General features: G+C 62.0%; 27 protein-coding genes, 1 other RNA gene and 1 pseudogene. 10 read left to right on the forward strand and 19 right to left on the reverse strand.

What is annotated here, in order from left to right:
• The first annotated feature begins 99 nt into the window (after nt 1–99).
• The 3 genes from FFM81_RS03380 to FFM81_RS03390 all read left to right on the forward strand — a co-directional run bounded on the left by FFM81_RS03380 (nt 100) and on the right by FFM81_RS03390 (nt 3151).
• Nucleotides 100–900, forward strand: a complete 801-nt coding sequence (locus FFM81_RS03380; protein WP_003566429.1) for an inositol monophosphatase family protein — start codon at nt 100–102, stop codon at nt 898–900.
• Nucleotides 901–1012: 112 nt separating this feature from the next.
• A complete protein-coding gene (locus FFM81_RS03385) occupies nt 1013–2116 on the forward strand; it encodes a MotA/TolQ/ExbB proton channel family protein (RefSeq protein WP_003566427.1) in 1104 nt (367 codons plus the stop codon).
• 3 nt (nt 2117–2119) lie between these two features.
• Nucleotides 2120–3151, forward strand: a complete 1032-nt coding sequence (locus tag FFM81_RS03390; RefSeq protein ID WP_003566425.1) for a peptidoglycan -binding protein — start codon at nt 2120–2122, stop codon at nt 3149–3151.
• On the opposite strand, the gene FFM81_RS03395 is transcribed toward FFM81_RS03390, so the two are convergent.
• The 5 genes from FFM81_RS03395 to FFM81_RS03415 all read right to left on the reverse strand — a co-directional run bounded on the left by FFM81_RS03395 (nt 3152) and on the right by FFM81_RS03415 (nt 8176).
• Nucleotides 3152–4402 (reverse strand): RNA polymerase sigma factor, encoded by a 1251-nt coding sequence (locus tag FFM81_RS03395; RefSeq protein ID WP_025417014.1) that lies wholly within the window; start codon nt 4400–4402, stop codon nt 3152–3154. It lies immediately after the preceding gene.
• Nucleotides 4403–4409: 7 nt separating this feature from the next.
• Nucleotides 4410–4748: a YciI family protein gene (locus tag FFM81_RS03400; protein ID WP_003566421.1), complete on the reverse strand. Its 339-nt coding sequence runs from the start codon at nt 4746–4748 to the stop codon at nt 4410–4412.
• A gap of 254 nt (nt 4749–5002) precedes the next feature.
• Complete coding sequence (locus tag FFM81_RS03405; protein ID WP_003566419.1) at nt 5003–5191, reverse strand: YegP family protein; 189 nt, start codon at nt 5189–5191, stop codon at nt 5003–5005.
• A gap of 120 nt (nt 5192–5311) precedes the next feature.
• Entirely contained in the window at nt 5312–6304 is a 993-nt protein-coding gene (locus FFM81_RS03410; protein WP_003566417.1) for a Bug family tripartite tricarboxylate transporter substrate binding protein, read from the reverse strand.
• A gap of 144 nt (nt 6305–6448) precedes the next feature.
• Nucleotides 6449–8176, reverse strand: coding sequence for an ABC transporter transmembrane domain-containing protein (locus tag FFM81_RS03415; RefSeq protein WP_246401192.1), 1728 nt, complete (start codon nt 8174–8176; stop codon nt 6449–6451).
• Nucleotides 8177–8447: 271 nt separating this feature from the next.
• Here FFM81_RS03415 and rpmE point away from each other — a divergent pair, with 271 nt between their 5' ends.
• Complete coding sequence (rpmE, locus tag FFM81_RS03420; protein WP_003566413.1) at nt 8448–8669, forward strand: 50S ribosomal protein L31; 222 nt, start codon at nt 8448–8450, stop codon at nt 8667–8669.
• A 136-nt stretch (nt 8670–8805) separates the two neighbouring features.
• Here rpmE and rcdA read toward each other — a convergent pair whose 3' ends face one another.
• The 3 genes from rcdA to FFM81_RS03435 form a co-directional block, all read right to left on the reverse strand.
• Nucleotides 8806–9321, reverse strand: coding sequence for a protease adaptor protein RcdA (gene rcdA / locus FFM81_RS03425; RefSeq protein WP_003566411.1), 516 nt, complete (start codon nt 9319–9321; stop codon nt 8806–8808).
• Nucleotides 9322–9711: 390 nt separating this feature from the next.
• Nucleotides 9712–9903 carry a DUF1192 domain-containing protein gene (locus tag FFM81_RS03430; RefSeq protein WP_003566409.1) on the reverse strand — a complete coding sequence of 64 codons (192 nt, stop codon included), beginning with the start codon at nt 9901–9903 and terminating at the stop codon, nt 9712–9714.
• Between the two features lie 66 nt (nt 9904–9969).
• Complete coding sequence (locus tag FFM81_RS03435) at nt 9970–11283, reverse strand: MFS transporter (protein ID WP_003566407.1); 1314 nt, start codon at nt 11281–11283, stop codon at nt 9970–9972.
• Between the two features lie 174 nt (nt 11284–11457).
• Between FFM81_RS03435 and FFM81_RS03440 the strand changes: the two genes are divergently transcribed.
• Nucleotides 11458–11622 carry a hypothetical protein gene (locus FFM81_RS03440; protein WP_003566405.1) on the forward strand — a complete coding sequence of 55 codons (165 nt, stop codon included), beginning with the start codon at nt 11458–11460 and terminating at the stop codon, nt 11620–11622.
• Between the two features lie 21 nt (nt 11623–11643).
• Here FFM81_RS03440 and FFM81_RS03445 read toward each other — a convergent pair whose 3' ends face one another.
• The 8 genes from FFM81_RS03445 to tkt all read right to left on the reverse strand — a co-directional run bounded on the left by FFM81_RS03445 (nt 11644) and on the right by tkt (nt 21560).
• On the reverse strand, nt 11644–12567 hold the full coding sequence (locus FFM81_RS03445) for a PhzF family phenazine biosynthesis protein (protein WP_003566403.1): 924 nt from the start codon (nt 12565–12567) through the stop codon (nt 11644–11646).
• A 253-nt stretch (nt 12568–12820) separates the two neighbouring features.
• A complete protein-coding gene (locus FFM81_RS03450) occupies nt 12821–13846 on the reverse strand; it encodes a class I fructose-bisphosphate aldolase (RefSeq protein WP_138385347.1) in 1026 nt (341 codons plus the stop codon).
• Between the two features lie 312 nt (nt 13847–14158).
• Nucleotides 14159–15361 carry a phosphoglycerate kinase gene (locus tag FFM81_RS03455; RefSeq protein ID WP_003566398.1) on the reverse strand — a complete coding sequence of 401 codons (1203 nt, stop codon included), beginning with the start codon at nt 15359–15361 and terminating at the stop codon, nt 14159–14161.
• A gap of 69 nt (nt 15362–15430) precedes the next feature.
• On the reverse strand, nt 15431–17305 hold the full coding sequence (locus FFM81_RS03460) for a potassium/proton antiporter (RefSeq protein ID WP_025417011.1): 1875 nt from the start codon (nt 17303–17305) through the stop codon (nt 15431–15433).
• A 293-nt stretch (nt 17306–17598) separates the two neighbouring features.
• On the reverse strand, nt 17599–17778 hold the full coding sequence (locus FFM81_RS03465) for a hypothetical protein (RefSeq protein WP_003566395.1): 180 nt from the start codon (nt 17776–17778) through the stop codon (nt 17599–17601).
• A gap of 160 nt (nt 17779–17938) precedes the next feature.
• Entirely contained in the window at nt 17939–18253 is a 315-nt protein-coding gene (locus FFM81_RS03470) for a hypothetical protein (RefSeq protein ID WP_025417010.1), read from the reverse strand.
• Nucleotides 18254–18494: 241 nt separating this feature from the next.
• The gene (gap, locus tag FFM81_RS03475) at nt 18495–19505 is read right to left on the reverse strand and encodes a type I glyceraldehyde-3-phosphate dehydrogenase (protein WP_097533215.1); all 1011 of its coding nucleotides are present in this window, start codon (nt 19503–19505) and stop codon (nt 18495–18497) included.
• Between the two features lie 81 nt (nt 19506–19586).
• On the reverse strand, nt 19587–21560 hold the full coding sequence (gene tkt / locus FFM81_RS03480; RefSeq protein WP_138385348.1) for a transketolase: 1974 nt from the start codon (nt 21558–21560) through the stop codon (nt 19587–19589).
• A gap of 333 nt (nt 21561–21893) precedes the next feature.
• Between tkt and FFM81_RS03485 the strand changes: the two genes are divergently transcribed.
• The 3 genes from FFM81_RS03485 to ssrS all read left to right on the forward strand — a co-directional run bounded on the left by FFM81_RS03485 (nt 21894) and on the right by ssrS (nt 22904).
• A complete protein-coding gene (locus tag FFM81_RS03485; RefSeq protein WP_037091544.1) occupies nt 21894–22169 on the forward strand; it encodes a DUF4164 domain-containing protein in 276 nt (91 codons plus the stop codon).
• Between the two features lie 129 nt (nt 22170–22298).
• A complete protein-coding gene (locus FFM81_RS03490; RefSeq protein ID WP_003566385.1) occupies nt 22299–22676 on the forward strand; it encodes a cell division protein ZapA in 378 nt (125 codons plus the stop codon).
• A 69-nt stretch (nt 22677–22745) separates the two neighbouring features.
• Nucleotides 22746–22904, forward strand: a non-coding RNA gene (gene ssrS / locus FFM81_RS03495) — 6S RNA.
• Nucleotides 22905–22992: 88 nt separating this feature from the next.
• Here the strand turns inward: ssrS and FFM81_RS03500 are convergent.
• From FFM81_RS03500 to FFM81_RS03510, 3 genes and pseudogenes are all read right to left on the reverse strand, one after another.
• A pseudogene (locus FFM81_RS03500) lies at nt 22993–23984 on the reverse strand (NAD-dependent epimerase/dehydratase family protein).
• A gap of 97 nt (nt 23985–24081) precedes the next feature.
• Complete coding sequence (locus FFM81_RS03505; RefSeq protein WP_138385349.1) at nt 24082–24618, reverse strand: helix-turn-helix transcriptional regulator; 537 nt, start codon at nt 24616–24618, stop codon at nt 24082–24084.
• A 77-nt stretch (nt 24619–24695) separates the two neighbouring features.
• On the reverse strand, nt 24696–25028 hold the full coding sequence (locus FFM81_RS03510; protein WP_003566382.1) for an ArsR/SmtB family transcription factor: 333 nt from the start codon (nt 25026–25028) through the stop codon (nt 24696–24698).
• A gap of 55 nt (nt 25029–25083) precedes the next feature.
• Between FFM81_RS03510 and FFM81_RS03515 the strand changes: the two genes are divergently transcribed.
• Both FFM81_RS03515 and gnd read left to right on the forward strand, forming a co-directional pair.
• Nucleotides 25084–25566 (forward strand): SRPBCC domain-containing protein, encoded by a 483-nt coding sequence (locus FFM81_RS03515; protein WP_003566380.1) that lies wholly within the window; start codon nt 25084–25086, stop codon nt 25564–25566.
• 138 nt (nt 25567–25704) lie between these two features.
• Nucleotides 25705–26736: a phosphogluconate dehydrogenase (NAD(+)-dependent, decarboxylating) gene (gene gnd, locus FFM81_RS03520; protein ID WP_003566378.1), complete on the forward strand. Its 1032-nt coding sequence runs from the start codon at nt 25705–25707 to the stop codon at nt 26734–26736.
• Nucleotides 26737–26906 lie beyond the last annotated feature (170 nt).

Raw genomic sequence — 26906 nt, forward strand, 5'->3', positions numbered from 1 at the left:
GCCGCCAATCTATGCAGCGCTGCCTGTCATGCATGTTCAGGGACACTTCCCGCCCCTGGCAGCGCGCACCTCGTATCAGTCCCAAGGAAAATTGCGCCGATGGCCCGTTCAGCTCTTCTCAATGTCATGGTTCAGGCTGCCCTCAAGGCAGGAAAATCGCTGGGGCGTGATTTCGGCGAAGTGCAGAACCTGCAGGTTTCCGTCAAGGGACCGGGCGATTTCGTTTCCACCGCCGACCGCAAGGCCGAAAAGATCGTCAGGGAAGAGCTGCTCAAGGCGCGCCCGACCTATGGCTTCCTCGGGGAGGAAAGCGAGGAGATCAAAGGCACGGACGGCGCGCATCGCTGGATCGTCGACCCGCTCGACGGCACGACGAATTTCCTGCACGGCATCCCGGCCTTCGCCGTTTCGATCGCGCTCGAACGCAATGGCGAAATTGTTGCCGCCGTCATCTTCAATCCGGCGACCGATGAGCTCTATACCGCCGAGCGCGGCGGCGGCGCCTTCCTCAACGACCGGCGTCTGCGGGTCGCCGCGCGCCGCGCGCTTTCGGATTGCGTCATCGGCTGCGGCGTGCCGGCGCTCGGCAAGCGCAATCACGGCAAGTTCCTGGTCGAGCTTCGCCACGTGATGGGCGAGGTGGCGGGCATCCGCCGCTTGGGATCGCCGACGCTCGATCTCGCCTATGTCGCCGCCGGACGTTTCGACGGTTTCTGGGAAGCCGAGCTTGCGCCGTGGGACATGGCAGCCGGCATCCTGCTCATCCGCGAAGCCGGCGGGTTCGCCACCGATTGGGACGGCGGGACGGCCATTCTGGAGAGCGGCGCGATCGTCGCCGGCAACGAAGCCATCCACAAGGCGCTGATCGAAGTCGTCAAGCGACCGATTCCCGCCAAATAGGCGAGTGAAAATCCGGCTGTTGTAAAGTCACGGTTTTCGCCTCGGCATACTTCAATTCGGCACAATGTTGCTCTAGTCTCCGCGCGTAATGACTCCGGAGGCAGCGGACCCTATGGAAAATGTGAATGTGGCGGAGATCGGCTCCACCGAAAAGACGGCCGGCGGTTATGCCTACAGGCTTTCGAGCCCCATGCCCTTCCTCTGGACGATGCTGCTTTTCCTCGTCATCGTCGGCTTTATCGCTGCCATCCTCTTCCGGCAGACGCAAACCGCCTTCATGCACAATCCGGGCCTTAACGGCCTGATCGTCGGCGTTCTCGCAGTCGGAATCATTCTTGTTTTCAGCCATGTGCTGGCGCTTCGCCCCGAAGTGCGCTGGTTCAATTCGTTCCGCGCCGCCGGCAGCGCCGACAAGGTCAACCGCAATCCGCGGCTGCTCGCGCCGATGCGGGCGCTGATCGGCAGCCGCAAGTCCTCGGTCGCGCTTTCGACGACGGCGCTGCGCTCGATCCTCGATTCGGTTGCCAGCCGCCTCGACGAATCGCGCGACGTCTCGCGCTATCTCATCGGTCTCCTTGTCTTCCTCGGTCTGCTCGGTACCTTCTGGGGCCTGATCGGCACGATCGGTTCGATCAGCATGGTCATCCAGTCGCTCGATGCCGGCTCGAACGGGACGGGGGATGTGCTCTCAGCGCTGAAGGAAGGGCTTTCCACGCCGCTTTCGGGCATGGGTCAGGCTTTCTCCTCCTCGCTGCTCGGCCTTTCCGGTTCGCTCATTCTCGGCTTCCTCGATCTTCAGGCCGGCCGCGCGCAGAACCGTTTCTACATGGAGCTGGAAAACTGGCTGTCCTCGGTCACCGATGTCGGGTCCGATCTGGCGCCGGCCCTCGACGCCGTTGCAGGCGCTTCCTCGGACGACATGCGCGCTCTCTCCGAACATCTGCGCAAGGTCTCCGAAGAAGGCGGCGCCGGCAGCCAGCGCTCCGTCGCCGCCATGGCCAGCCTTGCCGAAGGTATTCAGGGCCTGGTCAAGAACATGCGCAACGAGCAGCAGATGCTGCGCGACTGGATCGAGGCACAGCAGGACGAGGCCAAGGCGATGCGCCGCACGCTCGACCGGCTTGCCGAACGCATCGGCACGCAGGAGCGCGCCAGCGACCGGGGCGAGCGCATGCGCGAACGCGCCAGCCAGGCAGAAAAGAGCGAGGGCAAGTAAGCCATGGCTCTTGCCCGCAACCGGCGCCGTGAACGCACGGTGGATTATTGGCCGGGCTTCGTCGATGCGCTGTCGACGCTGCTCATCTCGATCATGTTCGTGCTGACGGTCTTCGTCGTCGGGCAGTTCATCCTCAGCCGCGAGATCACCGGACGTGATGAGGTGCTCAGTCGCCTCAACAGCCAGATCAACGAGTTGACGCAGCTTCTTGCGCTTGAAAAGGGCAGCAATCAGGACCTCCAGGATTCGGTTGCCAATCTGCAGGCTTCGCTCGCCAGTGCCGAGGGCGATCGTTCGCGGCTGCAAGCATTGCTGAATGCCGGGTCCGGCGGCCAGGACGTAGCACAGAAGAAGATCGGCTCGATGACACAGGAGCTCGACGAGCAGAAGCAGGTGAGCGAGCGGGCGCTGAGCCAGGTCGAACTCTTGAACCAGCAGATTGCAGCACTTCGCAGCCAGATCGCCGCCGTCGAAGCAGCCCTTCAGGCTTCGGAGGAGAAAGACCGGGTCTCGCAGACCAAGATCGCCGATCTCGGCAGCCGCCTCAACGTTGCGCTCGCCGCCCGCGTGCAGGAGCTGAACCGTTACCGTTCCGACTTCTTCGGCCGCCTGCGCGAGATCCTTTCGGACCGCGAGAATATCCGCATCGTCGGCGACCGGTTCGTCTTCCAATCGGAAGTGCTGTTTCCCTCGGGCGGCGCTGATCTCAACCCCGAGGGGCAGACCGAAATGGGCAAACTCGCGGCCGCCCTTCTCGATCTCTCCAAGGAGATTCCACCGGAGATCAACTGGGTGCTGCGCGTCGACGGCCATACCGACAATGTGCCGCTTGCCGGGACCGGCCGCTATCGCGACAATTGGGAACTCTCCTCGGCGCGCGCGATTTCGGTTGTCAAGTTCCTGATTGCACAGGGTGTGCCAGCCGACCGGCTGGTTGCCGCCGGCTTCGGCGAGTTCCAGCCGATTGCGCCCGGCGACACGCCGGATGCACGCTCCACCAACCGCCGCATCGAGCTGAAGCTGACCGAGAAATGATCAGCCCGGCGTGGCTCGCCGCGCTTCGTTCAGCCGGGCGGTGAGAAAGTCACGCACGGCGGAGCTGTCACTGAGACCGATTGCGGTCAAATAGGCGTCGACTGCTGCGGCATCGTCTCCTGCTCGTGCCAGAAGAAAGGCCCGTACGGCCCAATAGGGTTGATAGGCCGCGGTATCGCGCGGATCGAGCCTGTCGAGTTGCTCCAGGCCGGCGGAGGCGCTCAATGCCCTGCCGAGCACTGCCGCTTGGGCGACGCGTGCGCCGAGCGTGGGTTTCATCGTCACCAGCGCCGCGTAGAGTGTCGTCAACGCCTGCCAGTCGGTCGTTCCCGAAAGCCGGCGCGCCGCATGCACGGATTGGATCGCAGCCTGGCACTGAAAAGGACCGAAACGGTCGAAATCTCCGGCCTTTCGCAGCAGTGCATCCGCCTCGGTGATCATGTTCACGTTCCAGGCCGCCGTATCCTGCTCGTCCAGCGGTACATAGCGGCCATTAAAGTCGCGCCGGGCGCTGCGGCGAGCTTCGCAGTGAAGCATCAGCGACAGGAGGCCCATCGCTTCCGGTTCATCGGGCAACACCGCCAGCAGCGCGCGGCCGAGCCAGATCGCTTCGCCGGCAAGCGAATGGCGCTCTTCCTCGCCGTCGAGACCGTCCCACCCGAGGCCGTAGGCGGCGTAGATCGCCGAAAGTACGGCAGCGAGCCGCTTCGGAAGGGCGTGGCGAGCGGGAACGTCGAAGGGAATGCCGGCATCGCGGATCTTCACTTTGGCCCGCACCAGCCGCTGGCTCATCGCCTCCGGTGAAACAACGAATGCTCGTGCGATGGTTTTCGCCTCGATACCGAGAACGGTCTGCAGCATCAGCGCCGTATGCACGGAGCTGTCGATGGCAGGATGAGTGCAGACGAAGAGCAGCTTCAGCCGCTCGTCGGGAAAGAGGGCGTGGCCGGTCTCGTTCATGCGTTCCTCCGCCTCCTCGAAGGCGACCCTTATCGTCGTTTGCGCGTTGGCCGCGACGGTGCGGTGACGGGCCGCCTGAGTCAGGTTGCGACGTGCGGCCACCAGCAGCCAGGCTTCCGGCTTGTCGGGTACGCCCCGCTCGGGCCAGACGCGAAGAGCCGAAGCCAGCGCTTCCGACAATGCGTCTTCCGCCGCCGGCACATCACGCGAGTGGGCGGCAAGGAAGGCGATCAGCTTGCCGTAGGACTGACGCGCCACCTGTTCGGCGGCGCGTCCGGCATCGGGCGGCATCGCAGACTCACATCTGCAGGCGCGGGCGCACTTCGACCGAACCCTTGTCGGAGATCGGCACGCGGGTCGCCCATTCGAGTGCGGTGTCGATGTCGGGAACGTCGATCAGATAAAAGCCACCGAGCTGTTCCTTACCTTCCGGATAGGGACCGTCCTGAACGTCGTGATCCTCGCCTTTGCGGCGTATGACCGTGCCGGTCTCGGGCGCTGTCAATCCAGCGCCGCCGGTCATGATTCCTGCTTGGGCAAGCGCCTTGCTGTAGGCGACCCAGCCGTCGCGATAGGCGGGATCGTTGCGACGGGCGAAATCTTCGGGGGCTTCGCGGATGATGAGAGCATATTGCATGGGAAACTCCTGATCTCGTTGTGGCGTTGATCCGGGCATCGCGACAGGGGAATATCCCGTAGGTCGTGACGCCCGGTGGAGCGGTTCAGCCGTTCCGAGACAATGAGGCCAGACCAGCGGTCATTTCGACATGGTTTTCAACAATTCTGCAAAAAAGAAAAATGGCGCGAGCCACAGGCAAACAGGCCGGGCTCGAGGCGCCGGCTTATCGCGCGGAGGGGCAGGGCGGCGTTTTGCGCCGCCGCTGCTTCTGCTCAGGCTTCGGCCTTCGTCTGGTCGACGACGTCGGCGCTGGGCGTGTTCTTCTTGATCGATTCGATGGCACTCATGGCGGACGCCTTCGCCTTGTAGCCCTCGGAAAGGAACATGGTTTCCCCGTTCGATGCCTTGAAGCGGAAGCGGAACTCGCCGGCTTTATCCTTATAAACTTCGAATTTATACATGGATGTCTCCCGAAACGCTGAATTGCAACCATCAGCGTCAGGGAGGCTAGATCAAAATGGCGAGCTTTTCCACTGCCTTAATTAGAATTGGCTGCTTAGAGCGTTCTGCAGCCGCCGACGTCATTCCATCTGGATGTTTGCGCCTTTGACCACTGGGCCCCATTTGGCGAGCTCGGCCTTGACATGGGCGGCGAGTTCATCCGGCGTCGAGCCGACGATGGTGGCGCTGAATTCCTTCATCCGTTCGGCAACGGCGGGGTCGGCGAGCGCCTTTTTGGCCGAGGCGTTGAGGCGCGTCACAACCTCGTTCGGCGTCTTGGCCGGGGCGAAAAGCGCATTCCAGGTGTAGGTCTCATAACCCGGTATGCCTGACTCGGCGACCGTCGGCACATCGGGGAAGGAGGGCGCGCGTTTGGCCGTGGTCACCGCCAGCGCCCGTAGAGTGCCGGCCTTGATATGGCTCGATGACGAGGGCAGGTTGTCGAACATGATCGGCACCTGATTGCCGATCACGTCGTTCAAGGCCGGGCCGGCGCCCTTATAGGGAATATGCTGCATGCTGACGCCAGCCATGGACTTGAACAGTTCGCCGGACAGATGCAGCGGCGTGCCGTTGCCCGACGAGGCATAGCTGTATTTGTCGGGCTCGGCCTTCAGCAGTGCGATCAGCTCCTGCACGGTCTTTGCCGGCAATTCCGGATTGACGACCAGCACGTTCGGCACGACGACAAGCAGCGAGACCGGCGCGAAATCCTTCTCGGGATCATAGGGAGTCGATTTGAGGATCAGGGGATTGAGCGCGTGGGTCGCGACGGTGCCCATCAGAATGGTGTAGCCGTCGGGTTCTGCGCGGGCGACGTTGCCAGCGCCGAGATTGCCGCCGGCGCCGGCGACGTTCTGGACGATCACCTGCTGGCCGAGATCCTCCGACATCTTCTGTGCGACGATGCGGGCAACCACATCGGTCGAGCCGCCGGCCGCGAAGGGCACGACCATGGTGATCGCCCGGTCGGGAAAATCCGCAGCCGCGGCAGACGCGCCTGATGCAAAGGCCGCAAGCAGACCGAACCCGAGCGCAAGGCCCGCACGTCGCGTCATATCGAAAGGCGCCATTCCTATCTTCTCCCAAGAATTTCAACAGCGATATCCCCACCCCGGGGCATGAAGAGGGTAGGGCAGGAGACGCGAATGACAACCGCGGGCAGGCGCGTGAGAGGTCAGACTTTAGTCGCTATCGGCGGAGAAGCGCATGGCGGCCTATTTCGCCGCGGCGAGCACATCCTCGTTGGCGGCGTCGAATTGCAGCCGCGCCAGCCGTGCATAGATGCCGCCGTGGCGGATCAGGCTCTGATGCGTGCCCTCCTCAACGACGCGACCCTGATCCATGACGAGGATGCGGTCAGCATTCAACACGGTTGCGAGGCGATGGGCGATGACGAGCGTCGTGCGGCCGTCGACAAGGCCGTCGAGCGCCTTTTGCACCAGTGTCTCGCTTTCGGCGTCAAGCGCGGAGGTTGCCTCGTCGAGCAGCAGCACGGGCGCGTTCTTCAGGATGGCACGAGCGATGGCGATGCGTTGGCGCTGGCCGCCGGAGAGCGTCACGCCGCGTTCGCCGACCTCGGTCTCATAACCCTGATCCAGCCGGGTGATGAACTCGTCGGCCTGGGCGGCAAGGGCTGCGGCACGGACCTCGTCACGCGAGGCTCCGGGACGGCCGAAGGCGATGTTGTCGTGGATCGAGGCGGCAAAGATGGTGACATCCTGCGGCACGATGGCAATGCGACGGCGCAACTCGTCGGGGGTCGTCATCTGCGCGTCGACACCATCGATCGTCACGCTGCCCTGCTGCGGATCGTAGAAGCGCAACAGCAGCGAAAAAACGGTGCTCTTGCCGGCACCGGAAGGCCCAACGATGGCAACGGTCTCGCCCGGTGCAACAGCGAAGCTCAAGCCATGCAGCGCCGACCTGCCGGGGCGCGAGGGATAGGCAAAATGCACGTTGGAAAATTCGACACGGCCAAGGCTGGGCGAAGGAAGAGCTTGCGGATGGGCGGGGGCAGCGATCGGCGAGACTTCGTCGAGAAGCTCGGTTAGCCGGTCGGCGGCACCGGCGGCCTGCGAGAGTTCACCCCAGACTTCCGACAGCGCGCCCAGCGAACCGGCTGAGATGACCGCATAGAGCAGGAACTGGCCGAGCGTGCCAGCCGAAAGCGTGCCGGCAAGCACGTTGTGGGCGCCGACCCAGAGCACGGCGACGACGCTGCCGAAGATCAGCGTGATGGCGATCCCGGTTAGCAGTGCGCGCGAGCGGATGGCGGCGCGGGCCGCTTCATAGGCGGATTCGACGGCGGCACCGTAACGCGTAGCTGCGGCATCCTCGCCGTTGAAGGCCTGGACGGTGCGGGTCGCGGCGATCGTCTCGTTGGCAAAGGCGGAGGCATCGGCAAGCGTGTCCTGGGCGGCGCGGGAGCGTTTGCGTACCGAGCGGCCGAAGGCGACGAGCGGGAAGACGATCAGCGGAATCGCCCCGATGACGAGGCTCGAAAGCTTCGGCGAGGTGACGATCATCATGCCCATCGCGCCGATACAGAGGATGAGGTTTCTGAGCGCCACCGAGGCCGTGGCGCCGACGGCGGATTTGATCTGCGTCGTATCGGCGGTCAGGCGCGAGACGATCTCGCCGGACTGGTTGACGTCGAAGAACGAAGGCGACAGCCGCGTCACATGAGAAAAGACATCGCGGCGGAGATCGGCGACAATGCGCTCGCCGATGGTGATGACGAAATAATAGCGCAGTGCGCTTGCGACCGCGAGAACGACAGCCATGATCATCAGCATGGCGAAGTAGCTGTTGATGAAGCGACCGTCGGACTGGGTGAAGCCGTGATCGATCATACGACGTACGGCGAGCGGCAGCGCCAGCGAGGTGATGGCGGCAAGCGCCAGCGACGTCAGCGCACCGGCCACCAGGCCGCGATAACGCATGACGTAGGGCGTCAGCCTGCCGAGCGGCCGTAGCGACCGCCTTTTGTTTTCCTCAGCCTGTGCCTGCTGCTCTGCCAAATCGTCTCCGATCACCTTCAGAACCCGCGCAATGCGGGCTGTTGGCTCTTGTTATCTAGGCGCCCTTCATGTATAGGCACGCCATCCTAATGGGAAGCCGTAGCCATCACGACTGCGGCTTCATTTATTCAATCGGTTCGGTGGCCGCAACTGCATGCGGCAAATTGAACTCCGGTATCGCAGGAAGATTGTTATGAAGGCAGGCATCCATCCCGACTATCACATGATCAAGGTGGTCATGACCGATGGCACCGAATACGAAACCCGCTCGACTTGGGGTTCGGAAGGCGCTGTTATGAACCTCGAAATCGATTCCAAGTCGCACCCGGCGTGGACCGGCGGCAACCAGCAGCTCATGGACCGCGGCGGCCGCGTCTCCAAGTTCAACAAGCGTTTCGGCGGCCTCGGCCTCTAATCGCTTCTGCTGACGGAATTCGAAAAGAGCCCGGTTTTGCCGGGCTTTTTTGCGTGTTCGGGAAGCCGGCGTTCAGGCAAAAGAAAACCGGCCGCGTCGGACGCAGCCGGTTTGTATGGAATTCTCGCAGATCCGGTCAGTTGTTGCCGAAGGCAGTCTGCAGCAGGGAAAGCTGGGCCTGGACGCTGTTCTGATTGTCGTGAACGATCACGGCTTCGGACGGGCGGTAGATCTCGCGGTCGAGCAAAGCAATGCGGTTCTGCAGACGCAGCGAGCGTTCGACGAGGTCGCGGAAGGATTCCGGCAAGTCGCTCCAGCCGGGCGCGGCGCGGTCAACGTTGAAGCCGTCGAGGCGAACCTTGTTCTTCTCTGCCAGCACCTGGTCCCGAGACATTTCGCCATTGTTGACGGCGCGCTGCAACAGCAGCCAGGAGGCCATCTGCATCAAGCGAGTGGTGAGACGCATCGATTCCGCGGCGTAGAGAACCGAGGCCATCCGTGGCAGAACCTTTGAAGCGGCGCGGCCCTGGCCGTCGAGATAGGCGGCAGTTTCTTCGACCAGCGACATGCCTTCCGCATAAAGTGCCTTGAACTGCGAGGATGCCGCGGCGCGGCCCGCAAAACTGATCGTGTTCAATCCAACTTCCGACATCGCAAGAGTCCCTGTTGCACGCAGCTACTTATAATTCAGGTAACGCCGGCACAGACGGAAAAGTTTCCTGTGCCGGTCTTTATGACTTTAAGATGGTATCATTAGCCCAAATGCGCAAGCCGTTTCTTAAGAAAGGGTTAATCTCCACAGTTTCGTGGAAATGCGCCGGCCATGGGAAAAAGAAGAGCCGCAAAAGCGGCTCTCAAGGTAAAACAGGGAGAAAAATCAGACCAATTCACCGCTTGGAAAACTGTCTGAAATCCAGAGAAAATCTGGATGAGTACAGTAATATCTTATAAAGCTTAATATATTATTAACATTGTGCCGAAGTAAGACTTAGGGCCGGCTGATTTTGTCCGCCTATCGCCTCGTTTTCTGGGGTTTATCGGATCACGAGCGGAAGAAATTTTCCGCCGCCTGCCGTCCGGAGGCCTTGCGGGTGGCCTCGGCTTCGAGACGGGCGATCTCCGTCTTCAGCAATTCCACCCGAGCCTTCAGCTCGTCCACCGAAAGCATGGCGAGATCGGCGCCGATTTCGTGGGCGGTCTTCTTTTGCGGCCGGTCGTCATCGATAAAGCTCATGGTTCGTCCTCCGTTTGCTGTCTGGAGCAATTCCCGGGAAAACCCTTCGCGCTTTTCCTGGAACTGCTAGCCGAACTTTACAGCAGGATCGCCGCTTTCGGGAGACTTCCCGGTTTCAGGAGATTTGCCAGTTTCGGGAGGTTTGGGGCCGCGATCGGCAAGCGACATGCTTTGCGGCGTCAGCATCGGCGAGGTGCCGGTCGGAATCGTCGTATAGGCGTCGCGGTCGCTGGCCGGAACGGCGGCGCGGATGCGGCTCCGGATGATGGCGTAAACGGTGATCAGCACGTGGGAGATGGCAGTGACGAGGAAAAGCGCATGCGGGGTGATCACCGACATGACGGGGCCGCCGATCGTCGGGCCGATCACCGTGCCGATGCCGTAGAGCAGCAGCAGACCGCCGGAGACCTTCACGAAATCTTCCGACGCCGCGAAGTCGTTCGCGTGGGCGACAGCGATCGGATAGAGCGTATTGGCCACCGCGCCGTAAAGGACAACGAGCCCAATCAGCAGGGCGGGCGACGTCGGGTGGAGCAAAAAGATCAGCAAGCCGGCAAGGGCGGCGATCGCCGACATCGCGGCGAGCACATAGCGCCGGTCGATGCGATCGGAAAGCCGGCCGGCGGGCAGCTGCATCATGGCGCCGGCGAAGATGGTGGCGCTCATCATGACGGCGATGCTGGTGTCGGAGAGGCCGGCGCCGGCGCCGAAGACGGCGCCGAGCGTACCATAGGCGCCATTGGCGATGCCGACGAGCAGGATGCCGAGGCAGGAGACCGGCGAATTGCGGTAAAGCGCCGGCAGGTCGAGGCGTACCGCCTTCAGCGGCTGCGGCGAAGCGGCGGTCGAAAGCGTCGTCGGCAGCATGGCGATGCAATAGAAAATGCCGCAGATCATGAACAGCACCGGCGTGCGCACATCCTCGAGCGGGATCATCATCTGGCCGCCGACGACACCGAGCAGCGTGATGCCGATGTAGAGCGAGAAGATCGCGCCGCGGCTCTCGTTACTGGCGCGCTCGTTCAGCCAGCTTTCGATGATCATCGAGGTGCCGGCGGTGGAGAAGCCGGTGACGGCGCGCAAGATCACCCACCAGATCGGATCGATGATAATGCCGCTGACCAGCGCGATAATGGCGATGATCGAAATGAAGCCGGAGAAGGCGCGCACGTGGCCGACGCGGCGCACCAGTTTCGGCGCCACCAGGCAGCCGATGACGAAGCCCCCCGCCCAGGACGTACCGAGCAGGCCGAGCGTCGTCGTGGCGTAGCCTTCGAGATTGCCGCGCACGGGAAGCAGGATGCCCTGCAGACCATTGCCCATGAAAAGGAAGAGTGTGCCAAACAGCAGCGCGGCGACGGACAGCAGATTTCTCTTCATTTCCCCAGACTCGGTCTTAAGCGATTTGCAATGGACATAAGGCACGACCTCAGTCGGCCCAGCCTCAAGATGATTGATTGTGCCCCGGAATTTCTTTACGGCGTGTCGAGATCCTCTTGTTCGCGCGGAAAAATGTCCGTCCTGTGACATTCCGAAAAACGGAAAAAATAAAGCATGACAAAGCTGATAGCCTTGCTGCTCATCCTTGCCATGGCGATACAGGTGATCAAGCCGCTCGGGCTTCCCGGCCTCAGGCGGCGGATGGATTTCTGGAAGATCGCGCTGATCGCTTTCGCGGTCTGGGCATTGGCGCTGCTATCGCGCGATTTCCTGATGTAATCCTAGATGCAGGAGCAATCGTCAGGCCTGCAAGATAATTTCTCCGCGCATGACGGAAACGCAGCTTCCCGAGATGACGACATCGGTGACGATGCCGCCAGATTTCGCGACATCGAGTGCGATGATGCTGCGGCGACCCATTTCGACGCCCTGTTCGATGGTGATGCGGACGTCCATGTCGGAGTCCGGCGCAAGCGAGACGAGATAGGCGCCGAGTGCGGCCGAAGCGCTGCCGGTCGCTGGATCTTCGGGCACGTTGTCGAGCGGCGCGAACATGCGGGCGCGGACCTCCCAGGGATCTTCGGGTGTCCTGACATAGAGGAAGAGCGAGAAGTCGTGGCCGCTCGTCGTCTGCCGACCGGCGGCCGCCTGGAAACCGGCAAGGTTCGGGCGGGCGGCGGCCAGTGCTTCAAGTCCGCTCAGTTCGGCAATGGCGAAATTCAGGCCGACCGAGGCAAAGACCGGCACGTGGCTGGTCTTAACGACGGCGCCGGGCTCGAGCCCAATGCAGCGGGCGATGGTTTCCTCGGCAATGGCATCGCCGATCGCCAGCGGCTGTGGCGCGCGGATGGCTGTTGCCGCGACCTTTCCGCCGCTGCGTTTGAGGCTGACCTCGACGATTCCGGCTTCTTCCTCGAAGCGCAGCTTCTCGCCGACCGGCTTGCCGAAGATCTCCGCCTGCTGGCCGAGCACATAAGCGGTGCCGACATTCGGATGGCCGGCAAAGGGTATTTCCATCGTCGGGGTGAAGATGCGCACCCGGGCGGAGTTCTCGGGGTCTTCAGGCGGCAGGACGAAGGTCACCTCGGAATAGTTGAACTCGGTGGCGATCCTCTGCATCGCCGCATCGCTCAGACCCCGCGCATCGGAGATCACGGCAAGCGGGTTGCCCTCGAAACGGGTGGAGGTGAAGACATCGAGGGTGACGTAGGAGAGGGTGTCCATGGCGGCTCCTGTTGCGGCTGCCGCTATGAATAATCACGGTTTTTGACTGGACGAAGCGGTTTCTTGTCGCCGTGACAATGAGGGGGCAATCTCGCGTCGAGCTGATTTCTTGCGTACCCTTGCTGGCGATCCGTCGTATGGGAAGGGCGGCGTCTCTCCATTCCCGTGACGAGCACAGGAAGGGAGAAAGAGAGGGTGGGGCAGGGGCCGCAACGTTGCGGTTGCCGCCCCCGCGCAATCTTAAGCGCAAAAATCAGGCGGCCTTTTCTAGGTCCTTCTTCCAGCTGCCCTTGGCGGCGAGGCTGTTCATCTCGGCGCGGTGGGTGAATTCGCGCTGGCCGGCGGCGACGTTCTCAGGCTTGCCGTTCCAGGCCTTGAGCGCGCTGTCTTGCAGGGCGCGGCCGTAGGAGAAGGTGACCAACCAGGGCAAGTCGGCGGTTGCGTTGATGGCGGAAAGGTGTGCGCTCGCCTCTTCGGTCGACTGGCCGCCGGAGAGGAAGGCGATGCCGGGAACCGCTGAAGGAACCGTGCGCTTCAGCACCTGCACGGTACGCTCGGCCACTTCCGCGACCGAGGCCTTGCGGGCGTTCTTGCCGTCGATGACCATGTTCGGCTTCAGGATCATGCCTTCGAGGCTGACGCGGGCATCGGCCAGTTCCTCAAAAACGATGCGGAGCGTGGATTCGGTGACTTCGGCGCAGCGGTCAATCGTGTGGTCGCCCGGCTTGCCGTCCATCAGGCATTCCGGCTCGACGATCGGCACGATCTTGGCCTCCTGGCAGAGTGCGGCATAACGGGCGAGCGCCTGAGCGTTGGCGCGGACGGAGCCGCGGGTCGGCAGCGACGACGAGATGGCGATGACGCCGCGCCACTTGGCGAAACGGGCGCCGGCCTCATAATAGCGGGCGAGGCGCTCGCCGAGCCCATCGAGGCCTTCGGTGATGGTTTCGCCAGGATAGTTGGCCATCGGCTTGGCGCCAGTATCGACCTTGATGCCAGGAATGGAGCCGGCAGCGCGGATGATGTCGACGAAAGGCGTGCCGTCTGCAGCCTTCTGGAACAGCGTCTCTTCGTAGAGGATGACGCCGGAGATATATTTCTTCATCGCCTCGTCGGAGCGGAAGAGCATCTCGCGGTAATCGCGGCGGCTGGTCTCGGTCGATTCCAGGTCGATCGTGTCGAAACGCTTCTTGATGGTGGAGGTCGATTCATCTGCCGCAAGCAGTCCCCGGCCGCCCGCAACCATCTGCACGGCAATGTCTTCCAGTCGTTCGCTCATTCTCGTTCTCTCCACAGCATTAAACATCGGCAGTTTAAGAATATAGGACGGCGATAACAGAAGTTTATAGAGAGGAAAATGGAAGGCTAAGTCACTGAAACGATTGAAATCAATTCAATCGTTTGAAAAAATGGGATTTTTTCCGCCGCGTGAGCAAAAGACCGCGGAAGCGCTTTGGCTCACGCGGTCTATCCACATGTAAAACCTGTCAAATCGGCTTTCAGCGCCGCGCGCCTTTTTGAAGCACCAACGACGCTGCAACATTTCAACACGGACGCATCGGCCCGATTGTCAGGCCGATGCACAGGCTCGTTACCGAGCGGCGTTGAGGACGGCGACGCCGGGAAGCTCCTTGCCTTCCATCCATTCGAGGAAAGCGCCGCCGGCTGTGGAGACATAGGTGAAATCGCCGGCAACGCCGGCATGGTTCAGCGCAGACACCGTGTCGCCGCCGCCGGCAACGGAGGTGAGCTTGCCGGCCGCAGTGCGCTCAGCGGCGTATTTCGCGGCAGCGACGGTTGCTGCATCAAAAGGCTCGATCTCGAAGGCGCCGAGTGGGCCGTTCCAGACGAGAGTCGAAGCGCGCTCGATCCACGCGTTGATGGCTTCGACCGATTTCGGTCCCACGTCGAGCACCATGGCATCGGCGGGAATAGCGTCGATATCGACCGTCTCGTTGGCGGCGCCCGCCTTGAACTCGCGGGCAATCACGCCGTCTTCCGGCAGGATGATCGCGCAGCCGGCGGTTGCGGCCTCGATCATGATCTGCTTGGCGGTTTCGGCGAGATCATGCTCGCAGAGCGACTTGCCGACATTGGTGCCGCGGGCGGCGATGAAGGTATTGGCCATGCCGCCGCCGATGACGAGCGCATCGACCTTCTTCACGAGATTCATCAGGAGGTCGATCTTGGTCGAGACCTTGGCGCCGCCGACGATCGCGACGACTGGGCGGGCGGGATCGCCGAGGCCCTTTTCCAGCGCCTCCAGCTCGGCCTGCATCGTGCGGCCGGCATAGGCCGGCAGATGGTGGGCGAGACCCTCGGTCGAGGCATGGGCGCGGTGGGCGGCGGAGAAGGCGTCATTGACATAGATGTCGCCGTTGGCGGCAAGCGCCTTGGTGAAGTCGGCGTCGTTCTTTTCCTCGCCCTTGTGGAAGCGGGTGTTTTCCAGAAGCAGGATATCGCCGTCATTCATCGCGGCGACGGCGGAGGCGGCGGCATCGCCGATGCAGTCGGAGGCCGTCGACACGGCATGGTCCAATACTTCCTCGACGGAAGGGGCGATCAGCGACAGCGACAGATCCGGCGAAGGGCCTTCCTTCGGTCGGCCGAAATGGGCCAGAAGGATGACCTTGGCACCCTTCTCGGACAGTTCGAGGATCGTCGGCGCCACACGCTCGATGCGTGTCGTGTCGGTGACCTTGCCATCCTTGACCGGGACGTTGAGGTCGACGCGGACGAGAACGCGCTTGCCGCGGATGTCAGTGAGATCGTCGAGGGTCTTGAAGGAAGGCATGGGGAGATCCAGTCTTGGTTGGCGGAAATTGCGCCGACCATAGCAAGGATCATTCGAGACGCAAGGCGTTCAGCGACCGTTTTCGTGTGTGCCTTCGGTGCGTCCGGCCGCTGCTTTCGGAGCGGCTTCGGAGGTCGCCGCCTCCCGCCTCTGGCGCCCCTTCAGCCGTTCGCGGACCCGCTCTGTAATGTCCTTGAGATTGATGAAGATCGGCAGCGTGATCGCCGGTTCGACCGCCTCGAGCGACATGCCGACCGAGGTAATGTGGTCGTGCTCATCGAGATCGCGGACAATGAGAATGATCGATCCGAGGCGGACGCGGTCGGCATAATCGGCCTTGCCGCCGAGACGCTGGCGCATGAGTTCGGCAATCGTCAGGCCTTTTTCGGATTCGTTGAGCAGGCCGGGACCGTAGGCGGCGTCGAGATCAGCGGCGGGACGGGCCGGAGAGAGCGCGAAGGCCCCGAAGAATTCGGCATCGTCCTCATCGACCGGCGCACGGCTGGCGAAGAGCCGGTCGAGCAGACGCGAATAGCTCGGCACGATGAAGAGATAGACGAGATCGTTCTCGCGCAGCCGCCCGGCATATTGGTAGCGCATCGACTTGCCGTCGCGGATGACCAGCGATGGGGAAGCCCAGCGCGGAATGCGCTCGCCGCGCAGCACCGGGCTGTCCTTGATGACGCGGTAGGAGAGCAGTTCGTGGTTGGCAGCGCCCGGCAGGTCGACCTCGACCTTGTCGACGGCGCCGATGCGGGGCGGAATGATCAGGCCGAGTTTCTTGGCGACGGGCTTGATCGTCCAGCCCTGCAGGAGCAGGGAGACCAGCACGATGATGAAGGCCGTGTTGAAATAGATCTGGCCGTTTTCCAGGCCGCCGAGGATCGGCATGATGGCAAGCAGGATGGAGACCGCTCCGCGCAAGCCGACCCAGGCGACAAAGCCGATTTCCTGCTGCGTATAATCGAAGGGAAGCAGCGACAGCCAGATCGCCAGCGGTCGGGCGATGAAGATCAGGAATAGGGCAAGCAGAATGGCCGGCACGATGATCACAGGGAATTGCGACGGCGTGGCGAGCAGGCCGAGCACCAGGAACATGATGATCTGCGCCAGCCAGGTCATGCCGTCCTGGAAGCGCTTGATGGTGCCGATCGCCTGCATCTTGCGGTTTCCGGCATAAATGCCGGCGACATAGACGGCGAGGAAGCCGCTGCCGCCGACAGCACCCGTGAAGGAAAAGACGAGCAGGGCGAGCGCCAGCACGAAGATCGGCGTCAGGCCGCGGTCCGTGTCGAGCTTGCTGACGATCAGCACGATCATCATGCCGCCGAGCAGGCCGAGAATGACGCCGAGCCCCATCTGCTGGACGAACATGGCGAGCATGCCGATATTGATACCGGCGTAACCCTCGCCGCTTGCCAGCACCTCGACAAGGGCGATGGTCAGGAAGATTGCCATGGGATCGTTGGTGCCGGATTCGACCTCCAGCGTCGATCGCACCTTATCGCGGATGTTGATGCCGCCGATGCGCAGCAGGAAGAAGACGGCGGCGGCATCGGTCGATGCGACGATCGAACCGAGCAGCAGGCCTTCCAGCCAGGTGAAATTCAAAAGCCACATGGCGGCGACGGCAAAGAGCGAGGCGGTGATCAGCACCCCGACCGAGGCGAGAGCCAGCGAGGGCACGGCCGCCAGCCGAAAAGCCTGCATCGGCGTGCCGAAGCCGGAATCAAACAGGATGACGGCCAGCGCGATGGAGCCGAGAATATAGGCGAGGTAATTGTTGCTGAACTCGATGCCAAGGCCGTCGACGCCGGCGGCAAGGCCGATCATCAGGAAAAGCAGTAGCAGCGGGGCGCCGAAGCGGAAGGCGAGCAGGCTTGAAAAAGCGGCAAGAAGCACGAGCGCCGTCGAGACCAGCACCACGATGTAGAACGCTTCCATGCCCACCCCTTTCCATCGACTGCTTCACGTATGCGGCCAGCCGGCCGATCCGCCTTCATCCAACTTCTCCTCACGCGCGGCGGTCCATCAGTAAACGGCAAAACGTCAGAGAAGGGTAGGCCTTGCGGCTTAACCTCGTCGCGATGCTGCATCATGCTGCTGAACGGCTGCCGGAGGGCCAGCCGACACGGAATGCTACGGGAGAAAATCTCTATAAAGAATGTATAGGAAAATCAGGCGAGAGCAGGGCAAAAGAGACAGGCACGGATTTTTCCTGCCGGTCCGCCGCTCTGCTATCCCAACACTGCCTGGAGCGTAACGATGGCGAGGAACGAAAGACCGATGAAGGCGGCAACCCAAATGACCAGACGATTAGCCTTTGCCAGTACGGCAGGTCTGACGTCCCGCTTGCGGTGAAACCGCTGCCGCCGCTTGAGGGTGGAGTGGGACAAGCGTTTTTGTGCCTCTGCCATTTATCGCCTCACTTAATTCATTTCAACCATTGTGCAGCGTTGCGCATATCCTCAATCTATCACGCTTGGTCAGCGGATTGCCAACCCGTCATCCAGCCCTGCCTGCGAGCGGCAACGCCACACCGAACCCGTCGCTTCGGTGTGGCTTTCAAAGCCGGAATCAGTCTTCGGTGTCCTCGCCCTCGTCGGTCAGATCCGCGACCGGCACGAGGAAAACGACGAACTCGTCCTCGATGGTCCGTTCGGGGTCGTCGTCGAATTCATAGGCATGTTCGACTTCGCTTGCTTCTTCGGCGGTCGCCTTGCGCAGGCTGAGCGCGGCCTTGCGGTCCCACAGGGGCTTACCCTCGGACTCCAGGATGGTCAGGTCGTCGCGGAAGTCTTCCGCCTCGAAGAAATGCGTCGCATCCTCATGATTTTCGGAGCGAAAGCTGGCAACGGCGCGGCCGGCGATTTCTACGGTAAAGTAATCCATCCATCTCTCTCATATTGGCGACAGCTGCCGCACGGTATTGGCGTTCCGCGCCTGGCCGGTGGCCCGATGCGGCGCGAGGAAACTGGGCATTTTCGAATGCCCAGTCGAGTTATCCTAACAGATCTCATCCCGGCAATGGACGAAAAGATAGCAGTCCGGGGAAGGAGCGGCTTCGTTTGCGCATGCCAAAAAAAGCGGCCCGGTTTCCCGGGCCGCTTGTCTGTCGATGCTGTGAGAGCACTCAGATGAGCTTGGCGAAAGCGACTGCTGTGTCGGACATGCGGCTGGAGAAGCCCCACTCGTTGTCGTACCAGGACAGAACGCGCACGAAGTTGCCTTCCATGACCTTGGTCTGATCCGTTGCGAAGATCGAGGAGTGGCTGTCGTGGTTGAAGTCGCGCGAGACAAGCGGCTCGTCGGTGTAGCCGAGGATGCCCTTCAGCTTGCCGTTTGCAGCTGCCTGGATGGCTTCGTTGATTTCGCCGATGCTGGTCGCCTTCTTGGCGACGAACTTGAAGTCGACGACGGAAACGTTCGGGGTCGGAACGCGGATCGAGGTGCCGTCGAGCTTGCCCTTCAGATGCGGCAGAACGAGGCCGACGGCCTTGGCAGCGCCCGTCGAGGTCGGAATCATCGAGAGGGCGGCGGCGCGGGCGCGATACAGGTCCTTGTGCATCGTGTCGAGCGTCGGCTGGTCGCCGGTGTAGGAGTGGATGGTCGTCATGAAGCCGTGGTCGATGCCGACGGCGTCGTCGAGAACCTTCACAACAGGCACCAGGCAGTTGGTGGTGCAGGACGCGTTGGAAATGACCATGTGCTCCTTGGTGAGCTGGTCATGATTAACGCCGAAGACGACCGTGAGGTCGGCCCCGTCTGCAGGCGCCGAAACGATGACCCGCTTGGCGCCGGCTGTCAGGTGAGCGGCGGCCTTGTCACGTGCCGTGAAGATGCCCGTGCATTCCATCGCGATGTCGACGCCGAGCTCGCGGTGCGGCAGCGTTGCCGGATCCTTGATCGCCGTGACCTTGATCGGCTTGGAGTTGCCGACGATGATCGTGTCACCCTCGACCTTCACGGTTGCCGGGAAACGACCGTGGATGGAGTCGTAGCGCAGCAGGTGGGCGTTGGTTTCGACCGGGCCGAGGTCGTTGATGGCGACGACTTCGATGTCGGTACGGCCGGATTCGACGATAGCGCGCAGGACGTTGCGGCCGATGCGGCCGAAACCGTTGATGGCAACCTTGACTGTCATGTTCATTCACTCCCGATAGAATAGAGCCCGATAGAAAGGGCCTGGAATTGAGGAGATGGAGAGCGCCTCAAGGCGCCCTCATTAAAGCTTTGCTTCCGCGGCCGCAACGACGGCGTCGGCAGTGATGCCGAAATGCTTGTAAACATCCTTCACCGGGCCGGAAGCGCCGAAGCCCTTCATGCCGATGAAAGTGCCTTCCGGTCCGATGAAAGCATCCCAGCCTTCGCGGACGGCGGCTTCGACGGCGATCTTGACCGACGAGTTGCCAAGGATTTCCTTGCGGTAGGCGTCCGGCTGCTCGAAGAACAGTTCCGTGCAGGGAACCGATACGACGCGCACCGTGACACCCTTGGCTTCGAGGGCTGCGCGGGCGGCAACGGCGATTTCGACTTCCGAGCCGGAGGCGAAGATCGTCACCTTGGCGTCGGCATCGCCGGCCAGCGTATAAGCACCCTGTTCGCAGAGGTTCTTTTCGCTGTATTCGGTGCGGGTTGCCGTGAGGTTCTGGCGCGTCAAGGCAAGGCCGGACGGACGGTTGTGCGTCTTGACGGCGATCTGCCAGCATTCCGCCGTTTCCGTGGCGTCGGCCGGGCGGAAGACCATCAGGTTCGGGATGGCGCGCAGACCGGCGAGCTGTTCGACCGGCTGGTGCGTCGGGCCGTCTTCGCCGACGCCGATCGAGTCATGCGTCAGGACGTGGATGACGCGGATGCCCATCAGCGAAGCGAGGCGGATCGGCGGCCGGCAATAATCCGAGAAGATCAGGAAGCCGCCGCTATAGGGAATGAGGCCGCCATGCAGCGCGATGCCGTTCATGGCAGAGGCCATTCCGTGCTCACGGATACCCCAATGCATGTACCGGCCGGCGAAATCCGTCGGCGTGATCGAGTGCATCTGGCTGGTCTTGGTGTTGTTTGACGGCGTCAGGTCGGCGGAGCCGCCGAGCGTTTCCGGCAGGAAGCCGTTGATGACCTCAAGCGCGTCTTCCGAAGCCTTGCGGGTGGCAACAGTCGGCTTGGTCTCGGCGAGCTTCTTCTTATAGGCGCTGATCGCGGCGTCGAAACCTTCCGGCAGTTGGCCTGCCATGCGGCGGCTAAACTCAGCCTTGGCGGGGGCGTTGGCGAGGCCATCTTCCCATGCCTTGACGAGATCGACGGAGCGGGCTCCGGCGGCGCGCCAGCTGTCCAAGACATCCGACGGGACGACGAATGGTTCGTATTCCCAGTTCAGCGCCTTGCGGGTGGCGGCGATTTCCTCGGCGCCGAGCGGGTTGCCATGGACCTTGTGCGTGCCCTGCTTGTTCGGCGCGCCGAAGCCGATGATCGTCTTGCAGGCGATGAAGGTGGGGCGGTCGGAGTTGTGAGCAGCCTCGATAGCGGCGGCAATGGCAGCCTGATCGTGACCGTCGAGTTCGATCGTGTTCCAGTGAACGGCCTTGAAGCGGGCGATCTGATCGGTCGAGTCCGAGAGAGACACAGCGCCGTCGATGGTGATCGAGTTGTTGTCCCAGAACAGGATGAGCTTGTTCAGCTTCAGGTGGCCGGCGAGCGCGATGGCTTCATGGCTGATGCCCTCCATCAGGCAGCCGTCGCCGCAGATCGCATAGGTATAGTGATCCTGAAGATCGGAGCCGAACTCCTCGCGCAGCTTGCGTTCGGCAATCGCCATGCCGACGGAATTGGCAATGCCCTGGCCGAGCGGACCGGTCGTCGTCTCGATGCCGGTGGCGTGACCATATTCCGGATGGCCGGCGGTTTTCGAACCGAGCTGACGGAACTGCTTCAGATCTTCGACCGTCATATCGGGATAACCGGTCAAATAGAGCAGTGAATAGAGCAGCATCGAGCCATGGCCGGCCGAGAGTACGAAGCGATCGCGGTTCGGCCAGTGCGGCTTCTTCGGATCAAACTTCAGATATTTGGTGAACAGGACCGTTGCCACATCGGCCATGCCCATCGGCATGCCCGGGTGACCGGAGTTCGCCTTTTCGACGGCGTCCATGGCGAGGAAACGGATCGCATTCGCCATCCGGTCATGTTGTTCGGGAGAGGTCATGGCTTTTCCGCAAGTTCCGGGTGTCGGGGGATGGCCTCGAGCCTCCAAGACCATCGAGTGAAAGCGGCAGACACATAGCAGTTGGCGCTGGCAAGTCAATAAATGGGACGCCAAATCCGGGCCGGCCGCCGCGATTTTTGACATTTGATCGCGCGATTGTACAAAAGACAAATCTTGTGTGGCGAGGATATCTAAAACGCTCATCCACAAGATAGGCCGGTGGGCAAGTGACAGGATTTATTGACGGGCCGTCGGCGAGCTGCATATCCTTTTGAAATCGCAGGATCGGCGCGGCGTGCCGATTCGCGGATCCTGCGCGAGACTCGGGAAAGCATGATGCCCACAGGCAAAACCATGGAAGCAGCGCTCAACGAATTGAGACAGGCGATTTCGAGCCTCGAAAACGCCGTCGACGTGCGCGTCGAGCGGGAGCGCGAGCAGGGCGAGATCGAGGGCGAGGTGCGGCGCGTGCACGCCGATCGCTCCCGGCTGGCGCAGGAGCTCGACCAAGCCGAATTCCGCGCCAACCGGCTTGAGGAAGTCAACCGCGAGGTATCGCGGCGGCTGGTGACGGCCATGGAAACGATCCGCGCGGTTCTGGATCGCTAGGACAGGATGATTTTTGGGCCAGGTTGGCCCAAAATCAGAAATCCTGTTCTAATTTAAGAGTTTGAGCATGATGATGTCCGAAAACAGCGCACACTTTTCGGCATCATGCTCTCATAAAGAGAGTTTGCTATGGCGCAGGTGACGGTAACGATCGACGGCAAGGCGTATCGCATGGCCTGCGAGGAAGGGCAGGAGGATCACCTGACCGATCTCGCCACCCGTTTCGACCGCTATGTCGGCCATCTCAAGGGGCAGTTCGGGGAAATCGGCGATCTCAGGATCACGGTGATGGCCGGTATCATGATTGTGGACGAGATTGCCGAACTGACGCGCCGCGTCGCCGGGCTGGAATCCGAACTGGAGTCTTTGCGCGGCAACCGCGACACGGTGCTTGCGGCCACCGCCCGTACCGAAGAAAATCTGGCGGCGGCGCTCAGTGAGGTTTCAACCCGCATCCGCGGCATCACTGACAAGCTGAACGGCCGGCCCGGCCCCGAACTCAACTAATCTCAATTAAATAAGCCCGACTTGCAGTGGCCACTGGCGTGTCGGCGCAAACGACCTTATATATCGCGATGCGGTCTGCGCCTCTCGACAGGAACCACAATCCCTGGGGCCATACTCGATCCAAAGGGAGCTGTCCCTGGTCAGGCCCGTGGGCCTGGACACACGGCGCCCACCTACGTTTGTAGGCACCCAGGATCGTAAACCTCCATCGGTGGTCGTGGATCGCACCTTTCCCTCATCTAGCCAACGATAACGCCGATCGGCGGGCGGATGCGATCTCGTGTGTCTTAGATTGGTTCCTCCCACCCTCACGGATCTATTGACGTTGGTCGACTGGATAAGGTCCTTCGGCAAAGACTTCCTCGTGATAACCCTTGGCGCCGACGTCGAGCGCCAGCGGGCTTCGCCATTCACGGTTCTCACGCAGGCAATCGAGCAGGAAGCGGAAATCATACCGCGGCTGCCAGCCAAGTTCGCGCCTTGCGCGTTCGTTGACATAGACGCGATCGAGCGTGAGGAACATCTTCCAGCCGCGTCCGGCATAGAGAGCCCCGGCACCCGGAAAGAGCCGTTCGACGACTGCGGGGGCGTCTCGCCGGAGTGCTGCGAGATCGCCTGACGAAAAGGGCGTCGTGGCCGAGACGATGTAGCGGCCGAAGCCGATGGCCGGCGCCCTTTCGAGCGCCAGCAAATGGGCGCCGACCACATCACTGATATCGACGCGGCGATGAAGCAGCTCGTTGCCCTGCGCATTTTCGGCCGAGTATCCGTTGCGGATGCCGGGATCGTCATCGCTTTCGGGAAAGAAACGCGAGGTCCTGAGGATGACGACGGGGAGACGGGATTTGCGGGCGAAGAGTTCGCAGACGCCTTCGGCGGCGAGTTTCGTCACGCCATAGATGTTCCTCGCTATAGGAAGCACGTCCTCGGTGACCCATGCTGCGGGTTCGCCTTCGGCCGGCGTCAATGCTGCACCGAAGGCGCTGGTGGTGCTGGTGAAGACGAAGCTTGAAACGCCAGCGGCGGCGGCCTCTTCGAGCAAGTTCATCGTGCCGCCGACATTGGTGTCGAGGAAATCGCGATTGCCGTGCGTCGCGACATGCGGCTTGTGCAGCGTCGCGGCATGGATGACGTGGCTGATGCCTGACATCGCCTGCCTGACGAAGTCGCGGTCGCCGATCGATCCGATCCTGTCGGTGAAGGCCGAGGGTTTGATATCGATACCGCGCGCCCAGCGGCTCTGCCTCTCAAGGTGCGTACCAGCGCCTCGCCGAGATGCCCCGCACTTCCCGTCACCAGTATCGTCATCGCATCCTCTCCTCACTCTTCGGCGGTGGACGCTATAAAGGCCGGTGTATGGGCACAACGCATAAATTATGCATGGCAATGCAGGAAAGCTGCAGGCTCAGTCGATTGTCGTGACGAGCCGGCCGGCGCTGCCGTCGGAAAGGGTGATCCGCTCCCAGGTCACCCGGCCGGCTGCGATCGGCATCGATGCATCGTCATTGGCGCTGGTTTCGAACGTCAGCGACAGGAGCCTGCCTTCATGCCAGCCACGCTCGTCTAGAGACTGTTCGGTGGCGGCGATTTCAGCGGATGCGTAAGAGAAAAGCGAGCGGCCGAGAAAGGCGGCGAGCGGTGCGCGCCATTCCGCCAGGCGCGGGCGGGAGGCGGACAGCAGCCGGTGGCTGACGTCGCAGATCAGATGCACCGGCCGGACGGAATCCTCGACCAGCCGCTTGAGCGCTGTATCGGCTGCGGCATGTTGCGACGAGGAAAAAATCCGCTCCAGCCTGACGGCCTGCTGCGGTGAGAGGGAGAGCTGATCCTGCTCCCAACGCGAAACAGTCGCCTGGTTGACGCCGAGGAGTTCGGCGAGATGCTGCTGCTTCATGCTACGCAGCAGCCGCATGCGGCGAATGCCTGACCCCAATATCGTCATCTGCGCTGCATCCCATCTTTTCGGCCAGCATAGGGTTTCGGCGAGCCAGCAGGCAAGTCGGTCCGGCAGACGGATGTTTATTCCGGCTGGCCTTCGAGATCGCTTCTCAGCCGGTCGAGGATCGACAGCGCATGGCCGGCATAGGCGCTGATCCAGCGATCGTAGATTTGCTTGATCGGCAGGCTGTTCAGGTGGTTCCAGCGTTCGCGGCCCTCCTTCCTGGCGACGACCAGATCGGCGTCTTCAAGCACCTTCAGATGCTGCATCACCGTGCAGCGGTCCATCTGCGGAAACATATCGCAGAGCGCCCCTGTCGTGCGGGGGGCATCCTTGAGCAGGTCGAGGATTTCGCGGCGGCGATGATGCGCCAGTGCCTTGAAAACGGGGTCGTCTCTCGATTCGCTTGACATGTTATGTTTTTATAACATAATGATCCCAGGTGCAATGGAGAAGAGGAGAAGTATCATGTCTCTCGGAATCCGTGTTTCCGGCCGCATCGGCCGCCCCGTCGCAGAAGTGTTCGATGCCGTCGTCAACCCGAAGAAGCTCAGCAGCTATTTCACCACGATCGGCGGGGCGAGCGCGCCGCTCGTCCAGGGCACGACGGTGACCTGGTGGAAAGACGCGCCGGTCGAAGTGGTCGAGCTGGTGCCGGAAAGCCGCATCGTGCTCCGCTGGGACGGCGGCACGGCTGAGGACAAGACGAGATACAAGACGCTGGTGGAGATGAACTTCAAACCGCTGGAAGATGGCGGCACGCTGGTGACGATTGCCGAAAACGGCTGGCGCGAGGATGAGGCCGGCCGGCGCGGCACCTATCTCAACTGCGAGGGCTGGACGCAGATGCTTTGCAGCATGAAGGCCTTCGTCGAATACGGCATCAATCTGCGCGAGGGCATGTTCCTCAGCGAAATGAAGGGAGAGCCGGCCAGCGCGCCGGATGCCTAACCAGCAAGTCAGGCATCAAGGAGATCGGCGGCGCAATCGTCGCATGTGTCGATGGGGACGAGACTTCGCTTGCCTGTCACACTGCGGGTGCTAATTTCCGGATTCGATACTTCATCTCGGATTTCAGGAGATTTCGTTATGCAGCTTGGCATGGTCGGTTTGGGCCGCATGGGCAATTATATGGTCCAGCGCTTGATGCGGGGTGGTCATGAGTGCGTCGTCTACGACACCAGGCCGGAAAGCGTTGCCGAACTCGCCGGCCTCGGCGCGACCGGCAGTGCTTCGCTCGAAGAATTCGTCTCGAAGCTCAGCCATCCCAGAGCCATCTGGTTGATGCTGCCGGCGGCAATCGTCGACAAGGTGCTGGCGAGCCTGGTGCCGCTGCTTGAAAACGGCGATATCGTCATCGACGGCGGCAACTCCTATTACCACGACGATATCCGCCGCGGCGCAGAACTGATCACCAAGGGCATTCATTATGTCGATGTCGGCACCAGCGGCGGGGTCTTCGGCCTGGAGCGCGGCTACTGCCTGATGATCGGCGGCGAGAAGGGCACTGTCCAGCACCTTTCGCCGATTTTCGCGGCGCTGGCGCCCGGCGTCGGCACGACGGAAGCTTCGCCGAACCGCAGCGCGGAAGCCGCTGCGGCGAGCACCGCCGAACAGGGTTACCTGCATTGCGGTCCACATGGTGCCGGCCATTTCGTCAAGATGGTGCACAACGGTATCGAATACGGCCTGATGGCCGCCTATGCCGAAGGTCTCAATATCCTGAAACACGCCAATATCGGGGCTGCTTCGCATGTGGCCGATGCGGAAACCGCGCCGCTCGCCCATCCCGAACATTTCCAATACGACTTCAATCTGCAGGACGTCTCCGAAGTCTGGCGCCGCGGCAGCGTCATCACCTCCTGGCTGCTCGATCTCACGGCTGATGCGCTGCATGCCGATCCGGCACTGTCGAAATATGCCGGCCGCGTCTCCGACAGCGGCGAAGGCCGTTGGACGATCATGGCGGCGATCGACGAAAGCGTGCCGACGCCGGTGCTGAGTGCTGCGCTCTACGGCCGCTTCTCCTCGCGCGACAATGACGAATTCGCCAATAAGGTCCTGTCGGCGATGCGCGCGGGCTTCGGCGGCCACGTGGAAAAGCCGGCTGCCAAATCCTGACGGGCAGAGGCTTTCGGCGCCTTCCATACAGGGAGGCGCCTCAACCTTCCTAGCCCTCGGTATGGGGTTGCTACCGCTTGCTGGCGGCAGCGGTCGCGAGTATCCATTGCCGAACGGGAAATGTCAGGGCTGCTTCGTCCAAGTGGCCGACACTCCATTGGAGGGCGGTG

The organism is Rhizobium hidalgonense (assembly GCF_005862185.2).
In the GTDB taxonomy this organism is placed as follows: domain Bacteria; phylum Pseudomonadota; class Alphaproteobacteria; order Rhizobiales; family Rhizobiaceae; genus Rhizobium; species Rhizobium hidalgonense.